The 11,499-nt window shown below is 67.0% G+C and carries 9 protein-coding genes; 5 read left to right on the top strand and 4 right to left on the bottom strand.

Annotation, left to right across the window (positions count from 1 at the left end; all coding sequences use genetic code 11):
- Positions 1 to 303: 303 nt before the first annotated feature.
- A complete protein-coding gene (locus ENSA5_RS16540) occupies positions 304 to 1,146 on the bottom strand; it encodes a hypothetical protein (protein ID WP_106392632.1) in 843 nt (280 codons plus the stop codon).
- Positions 1,147 to 1,630: 484 nt separating this feature from the next.
- Here ENSA5_RS16540 and ENSA5_RS16535 point away from each other — a divergent pair, with 484 nt between their 5' ends.
- Positions 1,631 to 3,199, top strand: coding sequence for a WD40 repeat domain-containing protein (locus tag ENSA5_RS16535; RefSeq protein WP_181197824.1), 1,569 nt, complete (start codon positions 1,631 to 1,633; stop codon positions 3,197 to 3,199).
- 22 nt (positions 3,200 to 3,221) lie between these two features.
- Here the strand turns inward: ENSA5_RS16535 and ENSA5_RS16530 are convergent, their stop codons facing one another.
- The 3 genes from ENSA5_RS16530 to ENSA5_RS16520 are packed head-to-tail and all read right to left on the bottom strand — an operon-like array spanning position 3,222 to position 8,800.
- Positions 3,222 to 4,247, bottom strand: a complete 1,026-nt coding sequence (locus tag ENSA5_RS16530; RefSeq protein ID WP_106392630.1) for a hypothetical protein — start codon at positions 4,245 to 4,247, stop codon at positions 3,222 to 3,224.
- A complete protein-coding gene (locus ENSA5_RS16525) occupies positions 4,244 to 7,729 on the bottom strand; it encodes a type VI secretion system Vgr family protein (RefSeq protein ID WP_106392629.1) in 3,486 nt (1,161 codons plus the stop codon). Before ENSA5_RS16525 ends, ENSA5_RS16530 begins: the two co-directional genes overlap by 4 nt.
- 33 nt (positions 7,730 to 7,762) lie before the next feature.
- Complete coding sequence (locus ENSA5_RS16520; protein ID WP_106392628.1) at positions 7,763 to 8,800, bottom strand: DUF2804 domain-containing protein; 1,038 nt, start codon at positions 8,798 to 8,800, stop codon at positions 7,763 to 7,765.
- A gap of 45 nt (positions 8,801 to 8,845) precedes the next feature.
- Between ENSA5_RS16520 and ENSA5_RS16515 the strand changes: the two genes are divergently transcribed.
- The 4 genes from ENSA5_RS16515 to ENSA5_RS16500 all read left to right on the top strand — a co-directional run bounded on the left by ENSA5_RS16515 (position 8,846) and on the right by ENSA5_RS16500 (position 11,034).
- A complete protein-coding gene (locus tag ENSA5_RS16515) occupies positions 8,846 to 9,232 on the top strand; it encodes an AtpZ/AtpI family protein (RefSeq protein ID WP_106392627.1) in 387 nt (128 codons plus the stop codon).
- Positions 9,225 to 9,692, top strand: a complete 468-nt coding sequence (locus ENSA5_RS16510; RefSeq protein ID WP_146155770.1) for a hypothetical protein — start codon at positions 9,225 to 9,227, stop codon at positions 9,690 to 9,692. Before ENSA5_RS16515 ends, ENSA5_RS16510 begins: the two co-directional genes overlap by 8 nt.
- A gap of 187 nt (positions 9,693 to 9,879) precedes the next feature.
- Positions 9,880 to 10,662 carry a F0F1 ATP synthase subunit A gene (atpB, locus tag ENSA5_RS16505; RefSeq protein WP_181197823.1) on the top strand — a complete coding sequence of 261 codons (783 nt, stop codon included), beginning with the start codon at positions 9,880 to 9,882 and terminating at the stop codon, positions 10,660 to 10,662.
- Between the two features lie 42 nt (positions 10,663 to 10,704).
- Positions 10,705 to 11,034 (top strand): ATP synthase F0 subunit C, encoded by a 330-nt coding sequence (locus ENSA5_RS16500; RefSeq protein ID WP_106392624.1) that lies wholly within the window; start codon positions 10,705 to 10,707, stop codon positions 11,032 to 11,034.
- The last annotated feature ends 465 nt before the right edge of the window (positions 11,035 to 11,499 follow it).

The raw sequence follows: 11,499 nt of genomic DNA, 5'->3' as shown, positions 1-11,499 counted from the left end.
TCTTTGCAGGAACGTGGTCCGGGCCGGGGTTCGAGCACGCCCCGCGAGCACAGACGATTCGCAAATTTACGCCCATCTTCGGCCCAAGAATACCGGACGGGGAGTCTTTGCAGGAACGTGGTCCGGGCCGGGGTTCGAGCACGCCCCGCGAGCACAGACGATTCGCAAATTTACGCTCATCTTCGGCCCAAGAAGGCCAATTCTTCGGTCACGCGCACACCCCACCACCAGCCCGCGGCCACAACACAATTACCATCCCGCGGGATCGCCTCGAGCCACCCCGCCTTTCCCCATGTCGCAGGTTCACGAGGGCGGATGTTGGGCCACACTGACCCCAGCGAAGCGACGCAGCCAGTAGGTCCCCGCCGGAAACACAGCAGGCTTCCCCATCCGCCACGCCGCTCGCGCCTCCGCGTATTTGCGCTCCCAGTCGCGGTCCCGCTGCAGCTGCGCCAAGCGTCGCCAAACGGACGACGCCGCAACCTTGGGCGCGACAGTGAAGCGCTCCTCAAAGCTCATCGCCACCCGGTTCCAGTGTTGCCGCGCGAGCTTGCGCGGCCCCATGAACCGTCGGCTTTGGGCACGAAAGTCGGCCTGAATCTCGAGCTCAACGTCGCGCACCGCTGCAGCGAGCTTGTCGTACAGCGCGTCGTCGTCGAGCTCGCTGAAGATCGGCGGTCGGACCAGGGGCAGCGCCGCCTCTTCGGGCATGTTGCCGTCAGGGTCGAACAACCCCTCGGGCCGCTTGAAGGTCCGCGTCTCGCCAAAACGCCAGTCCGCGGTGGTGAATCCCGGCCAGAGCCGCGCCCACTTCACGAGGCCAGCGTCGACCGGATTAGCGATGGTGTACACGAGATCCTTGAACGTCTCGTCATCGTTCGGGCGGCAGGTGTCGCAGGGTCCGTCGCCACTCCAGACGGAGTCGAAGCGCCCGCGTTGGGCGTTGATGCCACGGGCGATCAAGCTGTTGAACAGCTGCTTCCAGGGGACGAGATCGCCGCGCGGGTCGGTGAGGTCGATGTGGTAGTGGTCCGACATCATCACGGCCGCGTGGATCTGAACGCCGAACTTGGCGGCGGTGTACGCGAGGCAGTAGCCGATGAAGTTGACGATCTCGTCGGGAGCGCGGCCGGGGGCGAGGAACATGCGACGCTCGAGGCACCGCCTCGTGACCTTGTAGCTGGTCGAGGGGAGAATCGGCCGCGCGCGGACCCGCGGGTGGGGCCGTGCCTGGCCTCGGGCCCGGTTCGCGGCCCGGCGGTCGGAGCTGGCTTGTTTGCGGGCGGAGGAGATGGCCACGCGAGGGTGTCGGCCCGCGGACGAGGGTGTTGCAGGATTCTGCGTGGCCCGTGGGCGGGCCACCCTCTGGCAAGTGATCGAAGGATCAAAATTGAGACTCTAAGTCCGGTTGCCTTCGGTTGCCTGCCGCGTGGCCCGTGGGCGGGCCACCCCACCGCAAGTGATCGAAGGATCAAAATTGAGACTCTCAGTCCGGTTGCCCGCCCCTCGGCCCGGTTGCCCGCCCCTCGCAAGTGATCGAAGGATCAAAATTGAGACTCTAAGTCCGGTTGCCCCATGTAAAGTCCGGTTGCCCCATGTAAAGTCCGGTTGCCCCATGTACGATTCCGAGATGGATTCCACGACCACAGAAGGGCCCCGGCGTCGGCGCCTCGTGCTGGGCGCCGTCGGGCTTGGCATCGTGGCAGCTTGTGCTGCGTTGACGTGGGTGTTCATGCACGACGATCCGGAGGAGGAGGAAATCACCGATGAGGAGTACAACGTCGTGCCGCCGTGCACGGGGCCTCCCAACTACAATCGTACCCGTAGGGTCAGGTCAGCGACACAACACGCGCTGAGAATCGCGGACACCGAGCCCCGCACGGCCGTACTCATCGCCGCCTCGGCGGCGCACGTCCTCCCCTCCCTCCGCACTCCCGAAGGTGCCAGGGCCGAGCGTACGTTGCGTGAGCTGCTAGCCACATTGCCCGCCGACGAGCTCATGAACGCTCGGGTCCCGACAGGAGATGATAACGACAGTCTTCCAGGCTCCGAGGGCTCGAACGAAGCGAGCGGGTCGGGCCGCAGGCCCGAGTCAGGAGACGACAAAGACAAGATCAAGCTCGCCAGCGCGGGCTCGCTGGTCGTGGGCTCCGGGGGCAAGGGCGGCGCGATCGTGTGGGAGTTGCGTGACGACCGGCTGGTCGAGCGCAACATCCTCGCCGATAGCGAAGGCGCGGTCGAGATCCTCGCCATCGCCCCAACGGGGCGCTGGGTCGCAACGGCTGGCCATGACCAGTCGATCCTCGTCTGGGACATCTCCGAGGAGGGCCAACCTGGCGATCCAAAGCGACTCGAGGGCCACCGAGGCGAGATCCGGGATCTAGTGTTTTCGTCCGATGGCGAGCGCCTGTTCTCGTACGCGACCAACGATTCGGTGCGCGAGTGGAGCGTCGGGCGGGACTGGTTGGGGACCGAGCGGGGTCGCGCACGGGTCGAAATCGTGCGGCTGGGTCTGACGCCTGACGACAGGTACCTGTTCGCAGGCGACGGCGACGGCGTAATCTATCGGTGGGATCTCGACGACGACGGCGGACCTGGCTCGATATCGAAGGCCCATGACCAAGCGATCACGACCCTGGCGTTCAGCCCGGACAGCAAGCACCTGCTGTCGGCCGACCGCAATGGGAGGCTGTGGACTGTCGGCTCCGGTCCCTTACAAACAAAAGTATTGCGTGGGCATTCAGAGACCATCATCTCGGCGAGCTTTTCGGCCGATGGAAACTGGTTGGCGACAGCCAGTCGAGATGGCGAGCTGCTGTGGTGGTCGCTGAATGGGGGCGATGTCGGCACTACCTCGCACCGAAGGGAAGAAGTCGGTGGTGTAGAGTGGGTCTCGTTTTCCCCCCTCGGCGACCGGCTCTACTCAGGGCACACTGACGGCACGGTCCAAGTGCGCGATCCGTGGAACGAGGAGTACCTTCACATCGTAGGCAGCGGCCCCGCGGCGGTGTCCGGCATGGTCATGTTGAGTCCCGGAGACTATTTGGTGACAGCGAGTCTCGATGGATCGGTGAGGGTATCGCCCGCGTCTGCGCGGGCGTTGATTCGAGCTGCGTGCGAGGCTGTAGGGCGCGGCCCGACGGAGCAGGAGTGGGCGTCCTGGCTGCCTGGACAGCCCTACGAGCAGATCTGTAGCTGAGGGCCGCGACGCTCGGGCAGCTTCAGCAAGTGGTCGAATCCGGCGGCGGGACCTCGACGAGGACCCGCCCAAACAGCGCCCCCCGGATCGGATAGGGCCCCGAGCCAAAGTAGGGCGGTCCGGACGGGGGCAGCGGCATGAACGGCGTCTGTCCGGGCACGGCTTCGAGCGGTCCGCGATAGTCTCGCCATGTGGCCAGGACTCGATAGTGTCCGGGGCCCGGTGGTGTCCACGGGATCTCGATCTCGAGTCGCTTTCGGTGGGCGAGGGTGACAACCTGCCCGGCATCGCCCGGCAAGCTCGGTGTGGCGATCGGCGTGGTCTCGACGAGCGGCCACAGCGGGTCAGCAGGCTCGTTGCCAAAGCGCAGCTCGAGCCGCGGGGGGCCGCCGTCGGTGCTCGGGACCCGCGGATCCGTGAGCACGATCGGATCGTGGCCGAGGTTGCGCAGGGTCAGCGTCAGTCGCCAGGTCCGCGGACTCTCGGGGTCGGGGTCGGCGCGCAGGCTCATCTCCAGGGTCGCGCAGGCGTTCGCGGCCACGCGCTCGCTGTGGCGGCACAGCAGCTGCCACAGCGGGCCGATCGCCTCGATGAAGTTCCCGGACGCGGCGTTGAACTCTCGCTGGACCACGAAGCCTGGCCTGGCGTAGTGCAGGCGGATCTGTGGGGCGGTGAACTCGCCGCCGATCGGCCGGGGCAGGTCGATCCACGGCGTCTGCTCGACGGCGGCGCGGATGCCCTCGAGCGCCTGCTTGTCGAGGCGCATGTAGAACAGGCCGATCGCGGAGCCCGTGAGGTCCTCGAACGAGCGCGCGACGACCAAGACCGCGAGCCCGTCTCGCTCGAACACCGGGGGTACGAAGGCGGTCGCCTCGTCGTCGCTCGGGGCCACGCTCGGGGGGATGTAGCCCGAGACCTCGCTGCGGATCCGGAGCCATGAGGTCCACTCGCGGACGTCGAAGCAGTCGTCGATCTGCGCGGCGCTCGCGACCTTGCGCCCGTGGGCGCTGCACAGGTCGAGCTGAAAGGGGGGCGGGGCGTCGGTCACAGCTTTCGCTCCGGCTTGAAGGTCCACTGCTTGCCGAGCTTCTGCATGACCGCCCTTGATAGCGCGTCGCAGATCGTCTGATAGTGGCGGAGGCGAACCACATCCTGGTCCTTGCCCATGATTGAGTCGGTGTCGATGCCGTTGACGGCGCCATCCCCGTTGACGGATGAGTCGACCGAGGTCGCGCCGATATACTCGTCCGGGTTACCTAGCAGATGGCCGAATTCGTGCGCGGCGACGTTGTCGACAGAGCTGAGGGGCCACGCGCGGACGTTGGCTCGCGCGGTGTTGTCGGCGACGACGATGGTTCGCCCCATGCGGACATCAGTCTCGACGAAGTCAACGTTAAACTCGACGTTTAGTCGGCAACACTCGGGTATGAAGGGGCTGCCGCACTCGACACGCCCGAGTTGATGTTTGCCAGACCAGGTCGAGCCAATCGCGTTTTTCCATCGGTCGAGCGCGGCGCTCACGTCCGCCGCGGGGCGCTGTTCACTGGGCAGGGGGTCCGGCCATGGGCTCTGCCCGTGTTGCGTGGCGACCACCCCATAGGGCTCGCGCCACACGGCCGTTCCATAGAGGTTGACCCCGTGGGGGTCCGTCCAGCTGTTGGGGACTGGCAGCCACTGCGCGCCGTTCCAAAACACGAATTTCTCGGGCGCAACCTTCTTGCAGTACCACCAGTTGGTCGTGCCGTAACAGCGGCCCCCGATCCGACCTGGGGTCACATCTGGCATGCAGCCGGAGACGTTGATGATGTAGTACATCCAGGCGCGCACGTAGCGGATTGTGCCCCGTATTTTGACCGTGTAGTTGGACACCGACAGCGTGAAGGATTGCTCTCCGATTGTTTGGGTCGACGCGGGGAGGTCGCTGAGGAAACGAACGCGCAACGGGCTGGGTGTTCGTTGCGTGAGGGCGAAGCCGTGCACGAGCCGATCTTTTTCGCGCTGACCGCCCGCGAGTCGCGGCAGAATGTCGTAGATCTCGGTCTTGTGCGTGCCATCGCGAAGATCGAAGCCGATGCCCCCCTGGAGGGTGGAGCCATCCATCGCGTCGACCAGCCACAGGCCCGCGCGTGCTCCCGGTGAGTTGTCCGCGGCCTCGATTGCCAATTCGGCGGTCTCGCCACACCAGGCCTCTTCGTCGATCCATGCGAGGCTCGTCACTGCGCCCTTGCCATCAACCAGCTGATAGTCGTCATCGGACGGGCTCGGGTGAGGGGGGTCTGGTAGCGGCTTTGGGGGCGCGCGCTGGGGCTCGATGACTTCGTGCTCATGCGTGCGGCGCCCGCCGCCGCCGCCCCCGTGCTTGCGACCCGGTTTGCCGTCATCTGCCGCCAACGCGTCCCACGGCTTGTAGGAGTCGAGGCGAACGGGCGAGACCCAAAGACCATTATTGTGGATATCCAGGCTGTCCACGCCGCCGCCGCTGTTGATCCGGACCAGCGGTCCGCCAATGCTGAGACCTCCGCGGGAGAGCATGATGAAGCTATCTCCAACCTTGAGCTCTAGCGACCGGTAGCTCTCGAGCACGAGCTTTTCGCCACTCCAGATGCTCACGCTGTTCGTCCCTCCGAGTCGGACATCGTTGGCGTTGATCCCGAACGAACCCGACGCCTCCATGACGACCTTCCCCGCGGTCAGCTGGCTCAACTCGACAGCGTTCACGAAGTGGTTGGTTTCGTAGCGCTCCGACACGTCCGCGTTCGCCCAGTTGTACTGGGGCCCGTCGACCTTCACGTATGAGGCGCCCTCCACATGATGGTTGACGTCGCCGCGAACCAGCGTGCTGTGATCGCCCCCGACGACTTCCTCGCGATTCGCCCCTGTGGTCTCGAGCAGCGACCCGCGCACGCGCACGTCCATGCGCCGCTGTCCGTGCACGAAGATCTGCTCCGAGCCCTTGGCGTCCTCGACGCGGAGCTCGTTGAAACCCTCACCACCCGGTGACGAGCGCGACTTGAAGGTCGTCTTGGTCAGCTCGGCGGGCAGCGGGTAGGGCGGCTCTTGGGCGCCGTTGTAGACGCAGCCCGTGACGATCGGGCAGTCGGGGTTGCCGTCGATGAAGGACACGACGACCTCCATGCCCACGCGGGGGATGACCATGGCGCCGTAACCCTGGCCCGCCCAGATCTGCGCGACGCGGACCCAGCACGAGCTCGGCTCGAGCCCTTCGGCGTGGCGGTCGGCGTGAAATTGAACCCGGACCCGGCCGAGTGCGTCGGTGTGGACCTCTTCGCCCTCGGGGCCAACGATCACGCCCGTGAGCACGCCTTGGACCGACGGCCGCGGGCGCGCACGCTCGGGTCGATAGGGTTGGGTGCTCGGAGTGCAGGAGAAGCGATTCTCGTAGCGAAACCCGTCAGCGCCGGGGCTCTCGTCGCGAATCGCCTCGTGGTCGACGCGGGTCAGGAGGAAGCTCGAGTCGCGCCGCGAGTCCTGAGCGCCCTCGCCGACCTCGAACACGGCGCCGGGCACGAACCCGATCGCGTTGCCGCGCCCGCGGCCCTCGCCTGCGTCGACGCCGTAGCGCTCGAAGGCCAGCGAGGCGGTGCGCTGGGACTGCTCGAGCCCCGCGCCGTCGAAGTTCGTCCCCGCGGGATCGTCGATCGGGTCGTCGATGATGTGGCGGCGCTGGCCCTCGACTACGACTTGCTGCTCGACGCTCGCTTCACGCTGGGCCGCGGCTTGCTCGATGTGGGCCGGGTCCTTGAGGTTGTAGGCCCGGGCGATCACGCGGTTGGGCACCCTGCGGGCCAGCCAGTCGAGCTGCTGCAGCGACTCGCGGTCGAGCTCGTCCGGTCGGGTGCGGACGATCGGGATCGGCTCGGGGACCAGGAGCTCGACCTGGGCGCAGTCCTCGTTGTTGTCGAACAGGACCATGCGCTCGCGCTCGCCGTCGAGGTCGGCCTGGAAGAAGTAGCCGATCCCCTCCTCTTGCATGACGCGCTCGCAGAACGCGAGGGTCGACTCGCGGAAGCGGACGCAGTAGTCGCGCCGCGGATAGTCGCGGATGATGTGCGAGCCGACGTCGACCTCGCGGCGATAGCCTTGCAAGCTGGCGCCCAGGACCTCGTCGAGGATCTCGATCACGCTCATGCCCGAGAAGAAGCGCGTGTCGATGTCCTGGTTGAGCAGCGAGAACGCGGGGGTCACGATCACCCGCGCACCTTCATCGCCGACGAGGGCGTCGGCGTCGGCGTCGAGGGCAAATTCGACGCGGGCGACGATGCCGTAGATGTGACGCCCGAGGCCGCTGCGGTCGAGGATGAGCTCGCACTCGGTCCCGAGCAGCTGCTCGAGATCGATCGCGCCAGCCTCGAGCGAGAACTCGACCTCGAACTCGTAGGGGCCCGCGAGCCGCTCGTGGCCGCTGACGCGTCTGACCTTCACATTCAGCGCGGGACCGCGGGGAAACCACAGCTCGGCTGTCACCGGGTGGAGTCGTTCAGTGTCACGGATCTCGGGTTTGTCGGCCATCGGGGACTCGACCCCAGTTTCAGGCCTGGCCGCTCAGCAGCGCAAGTAGAAGTCCTCGCCCATCCCAAACAGCCCATCGAGCTCGACCCGCTCCCCCTCAACCCCCCGCACATACCCGCGCACGCGCCCAAAGGGCCCGCGGTAGCGACTCTCGACGACCACCGCGTTGACGCGCACGTGCCCGTCGAGCTCGATCACGAAGTCGACCTCGACCTCGCCGGCCTCGTCGCGGATCTCCCAGACCTCGGGCTCGAGCTCGGGCCGCCGCGTGAAGGTGACCGGCGGCAGCAGGTGGAGGCGGCCGTCGATCCACACGCAGTTCTCGTTATAGTGGTTCGGATCGCTCGAGGCGTTGCGGGTCAGGTTGAAGCCGATCCGGCGCCCGCGCGGGTCGAAGCCGCCGCCCGTGACCCAGTCCCAGCGCATCACGTGGGCGTAGTAGCCCTTGTGATCGTCCATCAACAAGAAGCTGTCCGCGGGTGAGAAGCGCAGGGTCTCGTCGCCGAGGCGCAGCTCGCCTTCGAGGGCGAGGCAGCCCTTGTGCGAGTACATCCCGCGCTTGGCGCTGAAGGGAATGCACACGACCTCGGGCTCGCAGCCCGCGGCCAGGGCCGTGACCGCGCCCGAGAGCCTGGGCATGTCCTCGGTCTGCGGCAGGTCGAGCTCGATCGTGATCCGATCTTCAGCCAGGCGATTGAGGAAGCGCAGCGACGCGCCGCCGCCTTCGTAGCGCATCTCGGAGCACAGCAGGTTGCGCGGCGCGGTCAGGGCCCAGCCCGGGAGCTTGCGCTCGAACACGTGCTTGGACCGACGCTCGCGGTCGTAGACCTTCAGCTGCGCGAGCGCGAGGACCTTGGCGTTGAACAGGGCGACGACGAAGAAGTAGCGCCCGTTGCCAAACTGAAACGCCTGCCACTCCTTGAGCCGCAGGGCCCGGAGCGCGCGCGGCAGCGGCAGCGCGAAGGGCTGGGCGTCGATCAGGTTGACGTCGGCGATCGGCCCCGCGTAGGTGCCGAACAACGCGCGGCCGTCTTGGACCAGCGAGGTCGGCGGCTCGAGGATCTCTCGCATGCGGCCGCCACTGTACCCAAGGCGGTGCTACATTCCGGCGGCGACATGGCTGAAGATCTCGAGCCCGTCGACGAGGCCCGCCACGCCAAGCTCGTCGAGAAGCACGTCTACGGCGACGCCAAGCGGCGCGGGGGCGGTAAGGCGCCGTGGTTTCGCCACACATCTTCGGCCTCGATCGGGATCGAGATCGCCGTGGCCGTGATCGGCTGCACCTTGATAGCGAGCTGGCTCGAGCGCACCTACACCCACTGGGCGCCGTGGACGACCGTGATCGGGTTCGTCATCGGGATCGGCGCGGCCGTCAAGGCGCTGGTCCGCACGGCGAGGCAGTACCAGCGCGAGATCGCCGAGCGCGACCGCGAGCAGGCCCTCGCGGGCGGCCAAGGCCAAGATCCCGACCAGGGCCAGGATCGGGGCTCGAGCGGTGAGTGAGGCCCCGGACTTGGCGCCGGTCGATCGTCGGGTGCTCGTGCGGGACGCCGTGCGCTACGCCTGCCTCGGCGGCGGCGGGCTCGCGGGGCTCGTCGCCCTGAGCGATCCCGCGCTCGCGGTCTCGATCGTGCTCGGGACCGTGGTTGGCGCCGTCAACTTCGTGTTGTTGGCGCGGGGGGTCGGCGGTGCGATCGATCGCACGGTCGCCGGGGTCGAGCGCGCCCAGGCTCAGCAGGGCTTGGCTCACGCGAAAGCGGGCGGGGAGGGGAGCGACCCGGCGGACATCGTGGACCGTCCCCGCGGCGTTGGCGGGGGTCTGCGCCTGGTCCTCGTCGTGCTCTTGATCGCCGGTGTGCTGTGGTACCCGGCGACGGAGCCGATGGGCCTGGCGATCGGGGTCGTCCTCGTTCTGGTCGCTGGCAGTGCCGCGGCCTACCGCCACGAGCGAGCCCGGGCGTAGGCGATCCGAAGCCAGCTCACGAAACCCCAGACAGCCCGCTTGTGGCCGCGCTGACCGGCGATTCTCGTGCTTGCCAGGCCCCAAAACCTTTGGTACATGCCGCGCGACGAGGCCTACCCCTGGTGGGCTTTCTCATCCCTACCCCACCCGGCTTATGGGCGACCACGACACTCTCTACACCGTCTTGATGCCCGAATTTTGGGCACGCCTGACCAACCAGGCCGAGCAGAGCGTGTTCGGCATCCGGCGCTGGGAGTGGATGATGTTCGGGGACACGCACTACTCCCTGATCCACGTCGCTGCGGCGGTGATCACGGTCGTGTTCCTGATCATCGCCGCGCTCCGCTGGCGCCAGGACGTGCTCGGCAACAAGACCGAGGGGGTCGTGCCCCCGCGCGAGTGGCGGCTGCCGGCGATGCTCAACGGCTTCGTCAACGCGACCTTCAACATGAGCGCCGACGTCCTCGGTGAGGAGGACACCAAGCGGTGGCTGCCCTTCATCGGGACCCTCGCGCTGTTCATCTTCATCTGCAACATCCAGGGCCTGGTCCCGGGCCTGTTGCCGGCCACCGACACGCTCAAGACCAACCTGGCCCTCGCGGTCATGGTCTTCGTCATCTACAACGTCGTCGGGGTCTACACCAACGGCTTGCACTACCTCGCCCACTTTCTCGGGCCGAGCTTCTCGTTCAAGCCGGGTGGTCTCAAGTTCCCGTGGCTGTTCTGGCTGATGCTGCCGATCGAGATCGTCAGCCACATCGCCCGCCCGGTCTCGCTCTCGCTGCGGCTCATGGGCAACATGCTCGCCGACCACAAGGTCGTCGGCGCGGTGTTGGTGCTCGTGCCGCTGCTGGTCCCCGTCCCCTTCATGCTGCTGGGCGTGATGGTCGCGATCATTCAGACCGTGGTCTTCACCCTGCTGACCGTCATCTACCTGTCCCTGGCTCTCGAGCACGCCGAGGAGCACTGAGGACCAAACGACTTCCCCATTCGAGTCTGAGGAAACACGACAATGAGCAAGCGAATCGTTGCCCCCATCGCCGCCCTGGTGGCCTTCCTGGTTCCCGCCCTCGCCCTCGCTGCCCCGGCGGCCGAAGCTGAAGCGGCTGCCGCGCCCGCCAACATGGGCGTTGCGATCGCCATGGCGCTCGCTATCGGCCTCGCCGCGCTCGGCGGCGGTCTCGGTCAGGGTCGCGCCGTTGCATCCGCCCTCGAGGGCATCTGCCGCAACCCCAACTCGAGCTCGGCCGTGTTCACGCCGATGCTGATCGGTCTCGCCTTCATCGAGTCCCTGGTCATCTTCGCGTTCCTGATCTCCTTCATCCTCAACGGCCGGCTCTAGGTTGTCTTAGACCCCCTGGGCCGTTTGCGACTTTGCCAAGCAGGGCCGCAAGCGGCCGGTCGCTCGTGCCCGCTCGGTGGGCTGGTGTGAGCGACGCACCGGTCTATGCGCCCCTCTAAAGGGGCTGAGTTTCATGAGCCCGCAGCCCCGGTACCGCATCTCGCGGTGCTGGGGCATTTGGTGTTTTGAGCCCTGCGGTCCTCGCCCACACGAGATTTGAGCCGCGCCTGCTACTGAGACTCGAGCCCCCTTCCAGGGAGGCTCGCAGGTTACTGCAGGTCCGAGCGAGGAACGAGCGACCGGCCCTGCGTGGCAGAGTCGCTGACCGCCGGGGGCCTATGCCCACAGTCAAACGAGCCCCCTTTTAGGGGGCCACGCAGGCGATTGCGAAGCTCATGCGAGCCCACCGAGGGAGGGAGCGCAGCGACCGAGCGACCGGCCGCTTGCGGCCGTGCGTGGCAGAGT

The sequence above is a fragment of the Enhygromyxa salina genome (assembly GCF_002994615.1).
In the GTDB taxonomy this organism is placed as follows: domain Bacteria; phylum Myxococcota_A; class Polyangia; order Nannocystales; family Nannocystaceae; genus Plesiocystis; species Plesiocystis salina_A.
Note: the sequence above shows the minus strand (reverse complement) of the source record. Positions and strands in the feature narration are given on the sequence as shown.

Coding starts and splice junctions, on each gene's coding strand:
- ENSA5_RS16520 (WP_106392628.1), bottom strand. CDS start 8,800: ATGCGAGAGATCCTCGAGCCGCCGACCTCGCTGGTCCAAGACGGCCGC.
- ENSA5_RS16540 (WP_106392632.1), bottom strand. CDS start 1,146: ATGTTCCTCGCCCCCGGCCGCGCTCCCGACGAGATCGTCAACTTCATC.
- ENSA5_RS16500 (WP_106392624.1), top strand. CDS start 10,705: ATGAGCAAGCGAATCGTTGCCCCCATCGCCGCCCTGGTGGCCTTCCTG.
- ENSA5_RS16515 (WP_106392627.1), top strand. CDS start 8,846: ATGGCTGAAGATCTCGAGCCCGTCGACGAGGCCCGCCACGCCAAGCTC.
- ENSA5_RS16525 (WP_106392629.1), bottom strand. CDS start 7,729: ATGGCCGACAAACCCGAGATCCGTGACACTGAACGACTCCACCCGGTG.
- ENSA5_RS16535 (WP_181197824.1), top strand. CDS start 1,631: ATGGATTCCACGACCACAGAAGGGCCCCGGCGTCGGCGCCTCGTGCTG.
- atpB (WP_181197823.1), top strand. CDS start 9,880: ATGCCCGAATTTTGGGCACGCCTGACCAACCAGGCCGAGCAGAGCGTG.